Origin of the sequence: Streptomyces sp. 150FB (assembly GCF_000818195.1) — a bacterium.
Taxonomy (GTDB): Bacteria; Actinomycetota; Actinomycetes; order Streptomycetales; family Streptomycetaceae; genus Streptomyces.
This window is the reverse complement of sequence record NZ_JTHL01000001.1, coordinates 3,361,505-3,376,215: the sequence shown is the minus strand read 5'-3', so window position 1 is coordinate 3,376,215 and position 14,711 is coordinate 3,361,505. Positions and strand designations below refer to the sequence as shown.

Here is a 14,711-nt window from a genome sequence, read left to right as displayed (position 1 = left end):
GCTACCCGACGCAGGGCCCGCCCCCGCCGGCGTACGGCCAGCAGCCCGCGTACGGCCAACAGCCCCCCTACGGCCAGCAGCCGCCCGGCTACGGCTACCCCACCGCGCCCCAGTACCCCGGCCAGGGACAGCAGCAGTACCCCGGACAGCCCGGGTACGGCTACCCGACCCAGCCCCAGTACGGCGGCCCCCAGCAGCCCCCGCCCGGCGGCGGCAAGAAGCTGAGCAACCAGACGCAGATCATCATCGCCGCTGTCATCGCCGTGGTGTTGATCGTCGGCGGTGGCATCTGGTTCGTCTCATCCGGCGACGACACCAAGAAGAACGACTCGAAGGGCGACTCGGGCGGAGCCACGGCCGGAACGACGGGCGGCAGCAAGGACACCGGTGGCGGCGGCAAGGAGAAGCCGCCGGCCGACACCAAGTCCAGGGTGGCGTTCAAGCTCCCCGTGCCCAAGGTCGCCGATGTCACCGATGTCAGCGGCTCCTGGCTCACGGACACCGCCTTCGTGAAGACGGGTCTCAACAGCGTCGTCGGCTACGACCGGGACAAGGGCACCCAGCTCTGGTCGATCCCGCTCCCCGGCCAGGTGTGCGCCGCCACCGACCACGTCACCAAGGACAACAAGACGGCGATCCTCTTCGCCGCCGCCAAGACGGACGCCAAGGGCAAGTACCAGCCGTGCACACGGGTCGGGGTCATCGACCTGAACGCCGGCAAGCTGCTGTGGAGCAAGGGCGTCAAGAGCGAGACGAGCGGCGACGAGGACACCACGTTCGACGAGGTCACGCTCAGCGGCTCGACCGTCGCCGCCGGCGGCCTGCGCGGCGGCGCCGCTTTCGACATCAACACACAGGCGGTCCTCTGGAAGCCCGAGGCCGACACCAACAACTGCTACGACATGGGGTACGGCGGCGGTGACGCGCTCGTCGCCGCGCGCAAGTGCGGTAACTACGACAACCCGCAGGTCAGCATCGAGCCGCTGAACCCGAAGACGGGCGCGCCGCTCTCCACGTTCAAGATGCCGGAGGGCGTCGAGTACGCGCACGTCGTCTCGTCCAGTCCGCTGGTGGTCGCCGCCGACGTCGGTGACACGGCGGGCGACGGCAGCGGCATCTCGGACTTCTTCGTGATCGACGCGAAGACCGGCAAGCTGACCACCAAGATCGCGGCGGACGGCGACACATACGCGGCGTCCTGCGATTCGACCGAGGTCGAGAGCTGCCGGGCGCTGGCGGTAGGCAACGGCAGGCTGTACCTGCCGACCGAGGAGCACGACGGCACGGGCGAGGAGCAGATCGCCCAGACCAACGAGATCGTCTCCTTCGACCTCGCCACCGGCAAGACCACGTCCGACCGGATCGACGCGGGCAACCGGCACACGCTGGTCCCGCTCAGGATGGACGGGAACAACGTGCTCGCGTACCGGACGGCGGTGTACGACGGCGGCGGGCAGATCATCTCCATCAACGGCGCCACCGCCAAGAAGACGATCCTCATGGAGAACCCGTCCGACGAGGACACCCGGGGGTACGAGAACAGGTTCGTCGACGACGCCGCCGAGTTCCGCTACGCGGACGGCCGGCTGTACATCTCCAACAACCTGGTGAGCAAGCCGTCGGCCGGCGATTCGACGCTGGACGACAAGGTCCTGCTCAGCCTGGCGTTCACGACGCACTGAGGAAAAACCAGAACGATACAGCGGGGCCCCGGTCGTGGAGGAACATCCACGACCGGGGCCCCGCTGTCCTGTTACCGGCCCCGGCGGTGTCCTGTTCCGGTACCCCTGAGCCGCCGCCCGGGCCTGAACAGGCTGCTTTTCGGCAATCCGGGGGGCTTCTCGCCGGTTAGGGGCGCGCGACGTCGAACAAGCGTGTAGCTTGCCGGGTCAGAGTAGGCCGGGGGGCCACGTTGCGGCGGCGGGGATGGGGATTGCTGGATGGGCGTGCGGCTCATGGTGGTCGATGACCACAGACTCCTGGCCGAGGCGCTCGCCTCGGCGCTGAAACTGCGGGGGCACCGCGTGCTCGCGGCGGCGGCGCCGACCGCGGGCGTGGCGGATCTGGTGGTGAGCAGGGCGCCCGAAGTGTGCCTGATGGGTACGGCGAACCCCGCCGGGCCCGGGGTCTTCGACCCGATCGTACGGATCAAGCGGGAGCGCCCGCAGGTGGCGGTCGTGGTCCTCGGACCCGTACCGAGCCCGCGCGGTATCGCGGCCGCCTTCGCCGCGGGCGCGTCCGGTTACGTACGCCACGACGAGCGCATCGAGGGCGTGGAGCGCGCCATGGTCAAGGCGCGCGCGGGGGAGGCGGCGGTCGCGCCGCTGCTGCTCCAGGGCGCCTTCGCCGAGTTACTCAACCCGGTGGCCCAACCGGACGACGAGGGCCAGCGGTTGCTGCGGATGCTCACCCCGCGCGAGATCGAGGTGCTCGTCCGGGTCGCCGAGGGCGAGGACACCCGGCTGATCGCGGCCGGCATGAACATCGCGCCCAGCACGGCCCGTACGCATGTGCAGCGCGTGCTGATGAAGCTCGGCGTCGGTTCCCGGCTGGAGGCGGCGGCGCTCGCCGCGCGTACGGGGCTGCTCGACCGTGCGGTGCTGAGCGCGGGGCCGGGGCGGGCACCGGGCCGCACGGGCAGCGGCAACGGTAATGACAACGGCAGCGGCAGCGGCAACGACGGCTGAACGCCGAAGGGGGCCGGACCACCGCGACGTACGGTGAAGTCCGGCCCCCTGGGCCCGCGTTGCCTGCGTGTCGGCGCTACTCGGCCGGCGGCGTGGGCTCCGGCGTGGGCGGCGCTGTCGGCCGCAGCTTCAGCCATATCAGGAAGAAGAGGCCGAGGACGAGCATGGCCAGGCCCGTCCACAGGTTGATGTTGATGCCCTGTGCCTTCTTCAGATCGGCGTCGGACGGATTGATCCCGGCGATCGTCACGATGATCCCGTAGACCACGAACAGTCCGCCGATGATCCGGCGTACGTCGAAGAGGTGGGCCGCCGAGGCGGACTTGGCCTCCAGCTCCTCGACATCGTTCTGGTAGTCGCTCATGGTGTGTGCGTTCCTCGCAGACCGGGTCAGAGGGAGAAGGGGATGTAGCAGAGGGCAGCCAGGACGACCGCACCCCAGCCCAGCAGGGCGGGCCTGCGGTACCAGGCGCCGTCACCCTCCGCGGGCAGCTCGTCCATGCCGGGCGAGCGGGTGCCGTACACGAGGCCCTGGAGCTTCTCGACCGGCCTGGGCTTGGTCGCGTAGGAGACGATCACCATCACCACGGCGCCGACGACGAAGGCGACGATCGAGGAGACGAAGTTCGCGCCCTGGTCGGAGGGGATCGAGATGACCCCGCCCTTGTAGAGCCAGAAGTAGTTCAGCATCGCGGCGACCGTGCCGGAGAGCAGCCCCCAGAAACCGGCCGCGGCTGTCGTCCGCTTCCAGAACATGCCGATGATGAAGACCACGAACAGCGGGACGTTGAAGAACGAGAACAGCGTCTGGAGGTAGTTCATGATGTTGCTGAAGCTGCCCGCGATGAACGCCGTACCCATACCGATCAGCACACCGACCGCCGTCACGACGCGCCCTGTGTTCAGGTAGTACGAGTCGGGGCGGTCCTTCTTCACATACGCGCTCCAGATGTCGTACGTGAAGACCGTGTTGAACGACGAGACGTTGGCCGCCATGCCCGCCATGAAGGCGGCCAGCAGACCGGTCACCGCGATGCCGAGCACACCGTTCGGCAGCAGGTCACGCATCAGGACCGGGATGGCGTCGTTGTACGGGAGGTTCTTCACCTTGCCGAGCTGCGGCTCCATCACCAGCGCGATCAGACCCGGGACGACCACGACGAGCGGGATGAAGATCTTCGGGAAGGCGGCGATCAGCGGGGTGCGCTTGGCCGCCGACAGGTTCTTCGCCGACAGGGCGCGCTGCACCTCGGCGAAGTTCGTCGTCCAGTAGCCGAAGCTCATCACGAAGCCGAGGCCCAGCACGATCGTCAGCCAGTTGGCGCCGAGCGGGTTCACCGAGCCGATGCCGGTGCCCTTCCAGGCGGTGAGGAACGCGCTGCCGTGCGAGTCGCTGAGGGAGTGCGTGATGCCGCTCCAGCCGCCGACCCGCTTGAGGCCGACGATGGTCAGCGGTATCAGTGCGGCGAGGATCACGAAGAACTGGAGGACCTCGTTGTAGATCGCCGAGGACAGCCCGCCGACGGTGATGTACGCCAGCACGAAGAGGCCGGCGACCACGATGGCGACCCACTGCTGCCAGCCCAGCAGCGCTTCCAGCACGAGCGCCATCGCGTAGAGGTTGACGCCCGCGATCAGTACGGCGGACACCGCGAAGATGATCGAGGAGAGCAGGTGGGACGAGCGCCCGAACCTGTGCAGCAGGAACTCCGGTACGGAGCGCACCTTCGAGCCGTAGTAGAACGGCATCATCACCAGGCCGAGGAAGACCATGGCGGGGATGGCGCCGATCCAGTACCAGTGCACGGTGTACACGCCGTACTGCGCGCCGTTGGCCGCCATACCGAGGATCTCGGTGGCGCCCAGGTTGGCGGAGACGAAGGCGAGACCCGTCACCCAGGCCGGGAGCGAACGCCCGGAGAGGAAGAAGTCGAGGCTGGTCTTGATGCTGCTCCGGGCGGCGAACCCGATGCCGAGGACCACTACGAAATAGATGGCCAGGATGGTGTAGTCGAGACCGTTTGTGGGGAGCCGGAGCCCTTCGGCCAATGAATTCATGGGGGACATGGGGGTACCCGCTTCGTCTCAAGAAAATAACTCACCGGTAACCTACGCTCCTGTGTTCGAGAAATGAACCGTTGTGTTGGCGTTCTTTGTTCGATCGTGATCGGAGCGTTGCCGTGACGATAAGTGGCGGGACGAGCGCGGTACGGCCCGGCTTCCGCTAGTACCCGGCCCCCACCCGCCGTACACCCCCACTTCTGGCCATCCGTGCCGCCGTCTGCCCGCGCCTGCGGCGGTCTGCACCGGCGTTGACGTGGCTGTTTACTTGTGCTTTGTTATGTTCGATTCTGTTTGGTGTGTGGGTGGGGCCGCCGGGAGGCAACCGATGAAGAAGACGGTGACAAGGCTTGCCGACGGCCGGGAGCTGATCTATTACGACTCCGACTCCCCCCGCCCGGGCGAGGAGGACGTCGTACGCGACGCCGTCGACCGCAGGCCGCTCGGCCCGGTCGCCACCACCTCCGAGATCCGCAGCGACCCGCTGCTCGGGGACGCGGTCGCCATCGCCTCGCACCGCCAGGGCCGTACGTACCACCCGCCCGCCGACGAGTGCCCCCTCTGCCCCTCGCGCGAAGGCCGGCTCAGCGAGATCCCCGACTCGTCGTACGACGTCGCCGTCTTCGAGAACCGCTTCCCCTCCCTCGCCGGCGACTCCGGGCGCTGCGAGGTCGTCTGCTTCACCTCCGACCACGACGCGTCCTTCGCCGACCTCACCGAGGAACAGGCCGCGCTGGTGCTCGACGCCTGGACCGACCGGACCACCGAACTGGCCCGGCTCCCGCAGGTCGAGCAGGTCTTCCCGTTCGAGAACCGCGGCGAGGAGATCGGCGTCACGCTCGGCCACCCGCACGGCCAGATCTACGCGTACCCCTTCGTCACCCCGCGCACCGCGCTGATGCTCCGCTCCGCCGAGCGGCACCGAGCCGAGACCGGCCGCAACCTCTTCGACGACGTGGTCGCACGCGAACTCGCCGAGAGCCCCGAGCGCACGCGGGTGGTACTGGAGGGGGAGCACTGGGTGGCCTTCGTGCCGTACGCGGCGCACTGGCCGTACGAGGTCCACCTCTACCCCCGGCGCCGGGTGCCCGACCTGCGGGCACTGGACGACGCGCAGCGCGCCGAGTTCCCCCGGCTCTACCTGGAGCTGCTGCGCCGCTTCGACCGGATCTTCGGCGAGGGGCAGCCGCGTACGCCGTACATCTCCGCCTGGCACCAGGCGCCCTTCAGCGCTCCGGGGCGCGATGACTACGCCCTTCACCTTGAGCTTTTCACCATCCGCCGCACATCCGGCAAACTGAAGTTCCTCGCGGGTTCGGAATCCGGCATGAGTGTGTTCATCAACGACGTGCCGCCGGAGGCCGCGGCAGGACGACTGCGAGAGGTAGCGAGCGAGTGAGCAAGAAATACCTGGTCACGGGTGGCGCGGGATATGTCGGCAGCGTGGTGGCGGCGCATCTCCTGGAGGCCGGGCACGAGGTGACCGTGCTCGACGACCTCTCCACCGGATTCCGGGAGGGGGTGCCGGGCGGCGCGCGGTTCATCGAGGGCCGGGTCCAGGACGCCGCCAGGTGGCTTGATTCCTCCTACGACGCGGTGCTGCACTTCGCCGCCTCCTCACAGGTCGGCGAGTCCGTCGCCAAGCCCGAGAAGTACTGGGACAACAACGTCGGCGGATCGATGGCGCTGCTCGGCGCGATGCGCGGCGCCGGCGTGCGTACGCTCGTCTTCTCGTCCACGGCCGCGACCTACGGCGAACCCGTCTCCACCCCCATCACGGAGACCGACCCGACCGCGCCCACCAGCCCGTACGGCGCGACCAAGCTCGCCGTCGACCACATGATCAGCGGCGAGTGCGCCGCGCACGGCCTCGCCGCAGTCTCGCTCCGCTACTTCAACGTCGCGGGCGCGTACGGCAGTCGGGGCGAGCGGCACGACCCCGAGTCGCACCTCATCCCGCTGGTCCTCCAAGTCGCCCTCGGCAAGCGCGAGTCGATCCTGGTCTTCGGCGAGGACTACCCGACCCCGGACGGCACCTGCGTACGCGACTACATCCATGTCGCGGACCTCGCCGAGGCCCATCTGCGGGCGCTGGACGCGGCGTCGGCGGGCGAACACCTGATCTGCAACCTCGGCAACGGCACCGGGTTCTCCGTCCGCGAGGTCATCGAGACCGTACGGAAGGTCACCGGGCACCCGGTCCCCGAACTGCTGGCCGCGCGCAGGGACGGCGACCCGGCCGTACTGGTCGCCTCGGCGCGCCGGGCGCACGAGCGGCTGGCCTGGACACCGAACCGCCCCGACCTGGCGGGGATCGTCGAGGACGCGTGGGCGTTCGCGCGGGAGAAGGAGAACGAGGCGTGAGCGAAGCCCGGCACCCCCGAGCCACGGGATCCACGGGATCCACCGGATCCACCGGAGACACCGCCGACGCGAACATCGAGGACGCGTTCGAGGCGCTGTACGGCGCCCGGCCCGAGGGCGTCTGGGCCGCGCCGGGCCGGGTCAACCTCATCGGCGAGTACACCGACTTCAACGACGGCTTCGTGATGCCGCTCGCGCTGCCCCACACCGCCGTCGCCGCCGTCTCACGGCGCACGGACGGCGCCCTGCGGCTGCACTCGGCCGACGTGCCGGGCGGCGTGGTCCACCTCGACACCGCCGCTCTCGAACCGCTCTCCGACACCAACTGGGCCGCGTACCCGGCGGGTGTCGTCTGGGCGCTGCGGGAAGCGGGCCACCCGGTCACCGGCGCCGACATCCACCTGGCGTCGACGGTCCCGACCGGGGCCGGCCTCTCCTCGTCGGCGGCGCTGGAGGTCGTCACGGCGACCGCGCTCAACGACCTCTACGAACTCGGCCTGACCGCGTCCGAATTGGCGGTCCTCGCGCAGCACGCCGAGAACGACTTCGTCGGCGTCCCGTGCGGGATCATGGACCAGATGGCGTCGGCGTGCTGCGCCGAGGGAAACGCGCTGTACCTGGACACCCGCGATCTCTCGCAGCGCCAGGTGCCGTTCGACCTGGCGGCCCGGCAACTGCGGCTGCTCGTCGTGGACACCCGCGTCAAGCACGCGCTGGGCGACGGGGCTTACGCGGAGCGGCGCGCGGGCTGCGAGGCGGGAGCGCGGGCGCTCGGTGTCGGCGCGCTGCGCGACATCCCGTACGCCGAACTGCCGGCGGCCCTCGAACGGCTGGCCGGGGAGCCCGAGAACGTACGCCGCTACGTCCGTCATGTGGTGAGCGACGACCACCGCGTGGAGCAGGTCATCGCCCTGCTGGACGCGGGGGACGTGCGTGCCGTGGGTCCCGTCCTGGTCGAGGGGCATGCCTCGCTCCGCGACGATCTGCGGGTCTCCTGCCCGGAGTTGGACCTCGTGGTCGGCGCGGCCACGGCGGCCGGAGCGCTCGGCGCGAGGATGACGGGCGGCGGCTTCGGCGGCTCCGCGATCGTCCTGGTCGAGGAGACCGAGGCCGAGGCGGTCTCGAAGGCGGTCACGGAGGCCTTCGCCGAGGCGGGACACACGACGCCCCGGATCTTCCCGGCCGTACCGTCGAGGGGCGCCCACCGGCTGGTGTGACGCCGCTCCCGGAGCGTTCCGGGATACCGAAGGCGCCGCCGAGGACATCGGCGGCGCCTTGGTCGTCCGGACGGCGTCACTCCGTCCCCGGCCCTCGCTTCGCTCAGCCGTTCGCCTCGTACTGGCCCACTTCGATGAAGTGGCGTAGCGCCTCGGGGGTGCCGTCGGTCAGCGCCTGCTGCGCCGCGGCCCATACCGCCGGGCTCGTCTTGGGATCCGCCAGGATGCGGAAGATGGCGAACCGGTCGTCCTCCGCCTGGGCGAGGCGCAGGCCCGTCTCCAAGAAGGCGCGCAGGGCCTCGGGCGTACCGTCACCGAGCGCCTTCTCGGCCGCGTCGTGGACCCCCCGGCCGGTGTCCGGGTCCCCGAGGATGCTGAAGATGGCGAAGCGGTCGTCCTCCGCCTGGGCGAGCCGGTACTCCGTGTCGAGGAAGCGGATCAGGCTCTCGCGGGTGTTCTCGTCCAGCGCCTTGCTCGCCGCCGCGTAGACCGCCTCGCCGGAGTCCGGGTCCGCCAGGGCGCGGAAGACCGCCACCCGGAGGTCGTCGTCGCTCCGCGGATCGTCCGCGGGGTCGTCAGCGGCCGTCACGGTCGACGCGGTCGTCGCGGTGGCGCCGGCCCCGGACGGCGTCGCGGCGTAAGAAGGTGCGGTGAGCAGGAGTGCGGGCGCCAGGACCAGCGCGGTCACAACCACGGATCCCCGTATCGCTTTCACGAATAAACCATCCTTTGGTCACAGGAAGTTCAGACGTGCGACAGCGTAACTCCAGTTCAGGCGAGCATCACCTGTGATCCACGGCATAGCCGTCAAGGACCCGTCAAGGGTCCGCCGTCCGCCCGGTTCAGACCGCCGTGAGGGGTCGTCAGGACCTACCTGAGCGCCTTGACGAGAGTGAATTCCGTGACGCCCGGCGGGTAGTCGGCGACCTGTCCCGCGATCTCGTATCCCTGCTTCTGGTAGAAGGCGGGCGCCTGGAAGTCCCAGGTCTCCACGCGGGCGCGGGCGCAGGACCGTTCCTTGCGGGCCAGTCGCTCCGCCTCCGAGAGGAGACCGGCGCCGACGCGGGAGCCGCGGTGGCGGGGGTCGACCCAGAGGAGGTCGACATGGAGCCAGCGCGCCCAGGTACGGCCCGTGAGGCCGCCGACCAGTTCGCCCGTCGACTCCTCCAGCATCCAGATGTGGAGGGGCAGTTCATGGTCGAGGGAGCTGTCCCGCAGCGCGCGCATCATCGGTGAGCGCTCCGTGTTGCTCTCCCGCAGCCGCTCGCCGAGCACAGCACGTCGTTCTTTGTCGACTTCTGTCTCAATACGAAACATGAGACCCACCCTAAACACACCTCAAACACCACCCCCACCGTGTCGGCGGACCAGTTCTGCGATTTGCCTTCCGCTCGCGGCCCTCGCCCGTACCCTGATGCTCAGCACCGGTGGGGGCCGGTGCTGTTTCAGGGGTGGAGACAGGACGGGTACGACGCCCGGGGTGGGGTAAGGGTCATCACACGGCGGCGGCCGTGCCACTGACGTATCACCCGCATCCCGGGCGCCGTATCCGTGTGGTCCGCTCCCCGCCATTTGGGGGTGTCCATTGGTACGTATTCGGGTTCTGGTCGTGGACGACCACCGTATTTTCGCAGAGTCGCTCGCGGCTGCCCTGGCGGCCGAGCCTGATGTGGACGTGGCGGCAGCCGGCAGTGCTCCGGCGGCGTTGCGGTGTCTGGACAGGGCGGCGGCCGACGGCCGCAGATTCGATGTGATGCTCGTCGACGCCGACCTCGGCACGGTCGCGGGGTCGGCTCAGGTGCCGGTCGCGCGCGCCGTGCCCGACAACGGCGACATCACGCTCGTCGACGGCATCTCGCTGGTCGCCGGGGTCCGTTCGGGCCAGCCGTCGGTCCGTACGGTCGTGCTCGCCGAGAAGGACGACCAGCGCCGTGCGGCGCTGGCGTTGCAGGCGGGAGCCTCGGGCTGGGTCGCCAAGGACTGCTCGTTGCAGCGGCTGCTCGCCGTGATCCGGGGTGTCCTGCGGGACGAGACGCATCTGCCGGCCGCCCTGCTCACGGGCGTCCTGCGGGAGTTGACGGCCGCGCGCAGGGACCGTACGGAGAGCGAGAGACTCGTCGACTCGCTCACGCCTCGCGAGCGTGAGGTCCTGCGCTGCATGGTCGCCGGGCTCGGGCGCAAGGCAGTCGCCGAGCGGCTGTTCCTCTCCCCGCACACCGTGCGCACGCACATGCAGAACGTGCTGGGGAAGCTGAGCGTGCACTCCACGCTGGCCGCTGTCGCCCTGGCCCGCAAAGCCGGTGTCGGTCCCGCCGACCTAGCCGGGGACGTTGTCGAACGGGGCGGTCAACTGGCGTAGCAGCGCGGCCAGTTCAGCACGTTGCGCATGGGACAGTTCCGCGAGGATCGCGCGCTCCTGGGTCAACAGCCCGGCGAGCGCCTGGTCCGCGCGGTCCTGTCCCTCGACCGTGAGGCGTACGAGCACCCCGCGCCGGTCGCTGGGGTCGGGCAGCCGCTCGACGAGGCCCTTCTTCGCCAGCCTGTCGATGCGGTTGGTCATGGTGCCGGAGGTGACCAGCGTCTGGGTCAGGAGCTGGCCCGGCGAGAGCTGGTACGGCGCTCCCGCGCGCCTCAGCGAGGTCAGTACGTCGAACTCCCACGGCTCCAGGCTGTGCTCGGCGAACGCGAGCCGCCGGGCGCGGTCGAGGTGGCGGGCCAGCCTGCTGACGCGGCTGAGGACCTCAAGTGGCTCCACGTCGAGGTCGGGGCGCTCACGGCGCCATGCTGAAACCAGTCGGTCGACCTCATCCTCCATAGCGATCAGTGTAGAGGGTCCCTCGACATGAAGTCTCTTGATGTCGAGTCTCTTGACATCGAGAGATAACCGCGGGCAGGCTGGATTCCGGCCGGGCGGGAAGCGGGCGCACGGCCGTACCGTCGGTCCACTGTTCCACGTACCCGCGAGGGAGCCCATACATGAACGACACCGCGACCCCGGCCTCGAACTGGGATCCGAGCCAGTACCTCAGGCACGCGGGCCACCGCACCCGGCCTTTCCTGGACCTGCTCGCCCGGATCCCCGAACTGCCGACGACGAGCGGCGCGAGCGCTGAGGGCGGGGCCAGTGCTGCGGGCGGGGGCAGGGGCGCCACGGCCCGGCGGCCCGCCAGGATCGCCGACATCGGCTGCGGAGCCGGCAATGTCACCGTCCTGCTCACCGACCGCTGGCCGGACGCCCACATCACCGGCCTCGACACCTCGCGGGAGATGCTCGAAGCGGCCCGCGACGGGTACGGAGGCCCGACGCCCGGCGGCGGGCTGCTGGAGTTCGTCACCGGCGACGCCAGGACCTGGACGCCGGAGGAACCGTACGACCTGATCGTCTCCAACGCGGCCCTCCAGTGGGTCCCCGGCCACCTCGGCTCCTTCCCTGCCTGGGTCGAAGGCCTGGCACCCGGGGGGACGTTCGCCTTCCAGGTCCCCGGAAACTTCGCCTGCCCCAGCCACCTCCTGCTGGACGACCTGCGGCAGAGCCCCCGGTGGCGCGAGCGGCTCGGCGCCGGCGCGGGACGTCTCGCCGGCATGATCGAACCCGCCGAGTACCTGGCGACGCTCGAAGACCTCGGCTGCGTGGCGGACGTCTGGGAGACCACCTACCTCCAGCTCCTGACCGGCGAGGACCCGGTCCTCGACTGGACCAAGGGCACCGCGCTCCGGCCCGTCCTCACGGCGCTCGCCGACGATCCCGAGGCGGCGGCGGACTTCACCCGCGAATACCGCGACCTGCTGCGCGAGGCCTACCCGCCGGGCCCGCACGGCACGGTCTTCCCCTTCCGCCGCATCTTCGCCGTCGCACACAAGGGATCCTGATGCTGACGGCCGTCGACCACGTCCAACTGGCCGCGCCCGAGGGCTCCGAGGACGCGCTGCGCGCCTACTACGCGGACGTCCTCGGCATGGACGAGATCCCCAAACCGCCGGTGCTGGCCGCCCGGGGCGGCTGCTGGTTCCGGGCCGGGACCGTACAGCTCCACCTCGGGATCGACAGCGACTTCCGCCCGGCGAGGAAGGCGCACCCGGGCCTGCGGGTCACCGGCATCGAAGCGTACGCGGAGCGGCTTGAACGCCTCGGCGCGGCCGTGACCTGGGACGACGCGCTCCCGGGCCACCGCCGCTTCTACTCCGACGACCCGGTGGGCAACCGGCTGGAATTCCTGGAACCGCTGAGCTGACCCGCCGCGGTCACGGCGCCGCACCTGTGCATGTCATGGCGCGTCGAAGAATTCACGCAGCGCCTCGCCCACGCGCTTCGGATCCCCGTCGTCGTCCGGGCCGGAGTGCCCCAAGCCGGGGAAGGTGATGCGCCGAGCGTCCGGGAGCACCGCGGAGAGTGCTTCCAGGGCGACACCTAAATACGCCGGGCTCTTCGCTCCGTCGAGCAGCAGAACCCGCGCTTCGAGCGCCGCACAGTCCGTCACGCTGTCGGCCATCTCTTCGATGATCCTCAGGTCGAAGTGTTGTGTGGGGACGAGCGCCGCGAGCGGCACGTCGTCTCCGGGTGACTCACGTCGCACGCGAGAGGCGACCGCCATGAGCGGCGCGAGCACGAATCGCGGGATGCGCCCGAGCGCGGGTTCCGTACCCAGCCCGCGTAGGGCCGTGAGCAGCGCGGCGGCGATTTTGCCTGCGGCGATCTCACGGTCGAAACGCGGGAGCCAGCCCGTCGGGACCGAGCCGCCGACCGACAGTGGCGGCTCGTACAGGGCGATCCGGTCGAGCTGGGGGACGGCCAGGGCCGTGCGCAGCACGGCGAGCGCTCCCGAACTCAGGCCGAAGATCCGCGAAGTGCCGGTCGCCGCGGCCAGCGCCCGCAGATCCTCGACCTCGCGCCTGACGCCGAAGCCTTCACCGTGGGGCCCGCTGAGCCCGCGGCCACGCCGATCAGGCACATAGACGGTGAAGTCGGCCGACAGGGTCTCGGCAAGCCCGGTGAGGTGCTGCGATGCTTGCATTCCGCCGTGTACGAGGATCAATCCGGGGCCGCGGCCGCGCTGCCTGTAGCCGATCGTCGTCCCGTCGTCCGACCGGACCTGGCCCTTGAGGTAGTCGCGCGCTGCGACCGGCCGGCCGGTCACGGCGCCCCCTCGGCCGCCGCTGTCAGCCGGCTGAGCCCCGCTCCGGTCACCGACGCCCGTGCCGCTCCGCGTTCGATCATTCGGTTCCTCCACCGCCCAGCTAGGTGAACAACGTTCACGTGTACATTGTTCACATCGACGGACCGGAACTGTCAAGACACCGGGAGGGGCTATGGGGCAGCGGCGCGCCCAAGTGCTCCAAGCCGCGATCGAGTTGCTGGACGAGGCCGGCCTGGACGCTCTCACCATGCGGCTGCTGGCAGCCCGGCTCGGCGTGCGCCCAAGCGCGCTGTACCGGCACTACCCCAGCAAGCAGGCCCTGCTGGACGCCATGGTCACGCGTCTGGCCACTCCGCCCGGAGGCGGCGCCCCCCTCCCCGACGGCCCCTGGGACGAGCGGCTGCGCGCCGTCGCGACCGGCACGCGCGAGGTCATGCTGGCCCATCGCGACGGCGCTCGGCTCATGTCCACCTTCCACGACCCGGGCGCCGAGCCCGTTGCCGTCTTCCAGGGCCTCGTGACGGCCCTGGCCGCCACGGGCGCCCCCGCCGAGACCGCCGCCATCGCCGTGGATACCGTCCTCGCCTACGTCAACGGTTACACGATCGAGGAACAGGCCCGCTCCACCAGCGCCGACGCCCGGCCCCAAGAACGCCGGGACCAGGCCTTCCTCGAAGGCCTGGAGCTCATCATCACCGGCGTCAGGACATCTCTGTCGCTCTCCTGAAGGTCCCGCACCCGTCAGGCGCCGGGGACCCGGTCGAGAAACCCGCTGACGAAGCGGATGCGTCCGTCCTCCGCGAGAAGGGCCACATCGGAGCCGGCGGCGGGCGCCGATCCGTCCGCCGAGGACACCAGGTCCCAGGTGAAACGGACGAGGTTGTGATGCCCGTCGGGGGTGCCGGTGAGGGTGAACTCGAAGCCGGGGAACTGCTCGTGGGCCCCCGCGATCGCGGCGGCGATCCCGTCGTGGCCCTGTACGTCCGCCAGCGGATCGGTGTACGTCGCGTTCTCGGTGAACGTGGCGGCCACGGCCTTGGCGAGATCCTCGGCGCCGGTCGTGTTCCAGGCGGTGAAGTAGCGCCGGACGGCGTCGTCGTATGCGGTCATCGTGCTGTCCTCTCCTTGTGCTTCCCGTGCCGGCGGTGCCGACAACGGGAACGATGTCGCACAGCCCGGCGGCGGTCGATTACCTGCCAGGTAATCGACGGCCGCCGGACCGACAGCACGACGGCGCCGGAGGGCAA

Annotated in this window: 16 protein-coding genes; 9 read left to right on the top strand and 7 right to left on the bottom strand. The window is 70.1% G+C overall.

Annotated features, from left to right (window positions below; translation table 11 throughout):
- Together QR77_RS14305 and QR77_RS14300 are read left to right on the top strand one after the other, a co-directional pair.
- A partial coding sequence (locus tag QR77_RS14305) for a PQQ-binding-like beta-propeller repeat protein (protein WP_052488728.1) occupies window positions 1-1,682 on the top strand: 1,682 nt, incomplete at its 5' end.
- 258 nt (window positions 1,683-1,940) lie between these two features.
- Entirely contained in the window at window positions 1,941-2,687 is a 747-nt protein-coding gene (locus QR77_RS14300) for a LuxR C-terminal-related transcriptional regulator (protein WP_052488727.1), read from the top strand.
- A 76-nt stretch (window positions 2,688-2,763) separates the two neighbouring features.
- Here QR77_RS14300 and QR77_RS14295 read toward each other — a convergent pair whose 3' ends face one another.
- Window positions 2,764-3,051, bottom strand: a complete 288-nt coding sequence (locus QR77_RS14295; protein ID WP_040022126.1) for a hypothetical protein — start codon at window positions 3,049-3,051, stop codon at window positions 2,764-2,766.
- Between the two features lie 26 nt (window positions 3,052-3,077).
- A complete protein-coding gene (locus QR77_RS14290; RefSeq protein ID WP_040022125.1) occupies window positions 3,078-4,745 on the bottom strand; it encodes a sodium:solute symporter family protein in 1,668 nt (555 codons plus the stop codon).
- A gap of 331 nt (window positions 4,746-5,076) precedes the next feature.
- Between QR77_RS14290 and galT the strand changes: the two genes are divergently transcribed.
- The 3 genes from galT (at window position 5,077) to galK (ending at window position 8,329) form a co-directional block, all read left to right on the top strand.
- Window positions 5,077-6,147, top strand: coding sequence for a galactose-1-phosphate uridylyltransferase (gene galT / locus QR77_RS14285; protein ID WP_040022124.1), 1,071 nt, complete (start codon window positions 5,077-5,079; stop codon window positions 6,145-6,147).
- Window positions 6,144-7,112 (top strand): UDP-glucose 4-epimerase GalE, encoded by a 969-nt coding sequence (gene galE / locus QR77_RS14280; RefSeq protein WP_040022123.1) that lies wholly within the window; start codon window positions 6,144-6,146, stop codon window positions 7,110-7,112. The genes galT and galE overlap by 4 nt, the downstream gene beginning before the upstream one ends.
- Window positions 7,113-7,186: 74 nt before the next feature.
- Window positions 7,187-8,329 (top strand): galactokinase, encoded by a 1,143-nt coding sequence (galK, locus tag QR77_RS14275; RefSeq protein WP_040027917.1) that lies wholly within the window; start codon window positions 7,187-7,189, stop codon window positions 8,327-8,329.
- A gap of 103 nt (window positions 8,330-8,432) precedes the next feature.
- On the opposite strand, the gene QR77_RS14270 is transcribed toward galK, so the two are convergent.
- A complete protein-coding gene (locus QR77_RS14270; protein WP_040022122.1) occupies window positions 8,433-9,044 on the bottom strand; it encodes an ALF repeat-containing protein in 612 nt (203 codons plus the stop codon).
- A gap of 155 nt (window positions 9,045-9,199) precedes the next feature.
- The gene (locus tag QR77_RS14265; RefSeq protein WP_040022121.1) at window positions 9,200-9,646 is read right to left on the bottom strand and encodes a GNAT family N-acetyltransferase; all 447 of its coding nucleotides are present in this window, start codon (window positions 9,644-9,646) and stop codon (window positions 9,200-9,202) included.
- A gap of 268 nt (window positions 9,647-9,914) precedes the next feature.
- Between QR77_RS14265 and QR77_RS14260 the strand changes: the two genes are divergently transcribed.
- The gene (locus QR77_RS14260) at window positions 9,915-10,688 is read left to right on the top strand and encodes a response regulator transcription factor (RefSeq protein ID WP_040022119.1); all 774 of its coding nucleotides are present in this window, start codon (window positions 9,915-9,917) and stop codon (window positions 10,686-10,688) included.
- Here QR77_RS14260 and QR77_RS14255 read toward each other — a convergent pair.
- Window positions 10,647-11,144 carry a MarR family transcriptional regulator gene (locus tag QR77_RS14255; protein WP_040022117.1) on the bottom strand — a complete coding sequence of 166 codons (498 nt, stop codon included), beginning with the start codon at window positions 11,142-11,144 and terminating at the stop codon, window positions 10,647-10,649. The two genes, QR77_RS14260 and QR77_RS14255, sit on opposite strands and share 42 nt — an antisense overlap.
- A gap of 161 nt (window positions 11,145-11,305) precedes the next feature.
- Between QR77_RS14255 and QR77_RS14250 the strand changes: the two genes are divergently transcribed.
- Window positions 11,306-12,199 carry a methyltransferase domain-containing protein gene (locus tag QR77_RS14250; protein ID WP_040022116.1) on the top strand — a complete coding sequence of 298 codons (894 nt, stop codon included), beginning with the start codon at window positions 11,306-11,308 and terminating at the stop codon, window positions 12,197-12,199.
- Window positions 12,199-12,561 (top strand): VOC family protein, encoded by a 363-nt coding sequence (locus tag QR77_RS14245; protein WP_040022114.1) that lies wholly within the window; start codon window positions 12,199-12,201, stop codon window positions 12,559-12,561. Before QR77_RS14250 ends, QR77_RS14245 begins: the two co-directional genes overlap by 1 nt.
- A 33-nt stretch (window positions 12,562-12,594) precedes the next feature.
- Here the strand turns inward: QR77_RS14245 and QR77_RS14240 are convergent, their stop codons facing one another.
- Window positions 12,595-13,464: an alpha/beta hydrolase gene (locus tag QR77_RS14240; RefSeq protein WP_052488726.1), complete on the bottom strand. Its 870-nt coding sequence runs from the start codon at window positions 13,462-13,464 to the stop codon at window positions 12,595-12,597.
- 172 nt (window positions 13,465-13,636) lie between these two features.
- On the opposite strand from QR77_RS14240, the gene QR77_RS14235 reads away from it, so the two are divergent.
- Window positions 13,637-14,191, top strand: a complete 555-nt coding sequence (locus QR77_RS14235) for a TetR/AcrR family transcriptional regulator C-terminal domain-containing protein (RefSeq protein ID WP_040022112.1) — start codon at window positions 13,637-13,639, stop codon at window positions 14,189-14,191.
- A gap of 14 nt (window positions 14,192-14,205) precedes the next feature.
- On the opposite strand, the gene QR77_RS14230 is transcribed toward QR77_RS14235, so the two are convergent.
- Window positions 14,206-14,574 (bottom strand): nuclear transport factor 2 family protein, encoded by a 369-nt coding sequence (locus QR77_RS14230; protein ID WP_040022110.1) that lies wholly within the window; start codon window positions 14,572-14,574, stop codon window positions 14,206-14,208.
- Between the last annotated feature and the right edge of the window lie 137 nt (window positions 14,575-14,711).

What these genes read in the sequence shown, in the direction of transcription:
- QR77_RS14295 (WP_040022126.1), bottom strand. Translation starts at nt 3,051, where the DNA reads ATGAGCGACTACCAGAACGATGTCGAGGAGCTGGAGGCCAAGTCCGCC.
- QR77_RS14255 (WP_040022117.1), bottom strand. Translation starts at nt 11,144, where the DNA reads ATGGAGGATGAGGTCGACCGACTGGTTTCAGCATGGCGCCGTGAGCGC.
- galT (WP_040022124.1), top strand. Translation starts at nt 5,077, where the DNA reads ATGAAGAAGACGGTGACAAGGCTTGCCGACGGCCGGGAGCTGATCTAT.
- QR77_RS14245 (WP_040022114.1), top strand. Translation starts at nt 12,199, where the DNA reads ATGCTGACGGCCGTCGACCACGTCCAACTGGCCGCGCCCGAGGGCTCC.
- QR77_RS14250 (WP_040022116.1), top strand. Translation starts at nt 11,306, where the DNA reads ATGAACGACACCGCGACCCCGGCCTCGAACTGGGATCCGAGCCAGTAC.
- QR77_RS14290 (WP_040022125.1), bottom strand. Translation starts at nt 4,745, where the DNA reads ATGAATTCATTGGCCGAAGGGCTCCGGCTCCCCACAAACGGTCTCGAC.
- QR77_RS14235 (WP_040022112.1), top strand. Translation starts at nt 13,637, where the DNA reads ATGGGGCAGCGGCGCGCCCAAGTGCTCCAAGCCGCGATCGAGTTGCTG.
- QR77_RS14265 (WP_040022121.1), bottom strand. Translation starts at nt 9,646, where the DNA reads ATGTTTCGTATTGAGACAGAAGTCGACAAAGAACGACGTGCTGTGCTC.
- QR77_RS14230 (WP_040022110.1), bottom strand. Translation starts at nt 14,574, where the DNA reads ATGACCGCATACGACGACGCCGTCCGGCGCTACTTCACCGCCTGGAAC.
- QR77_RS14300 (WP_052488727.1), top strand. Translation starts at nt 1,941, where the DNA reads ATGGGCGTGCGGCTCATGGTGGTCGATGACCACAGACTCCTGGCCGAG.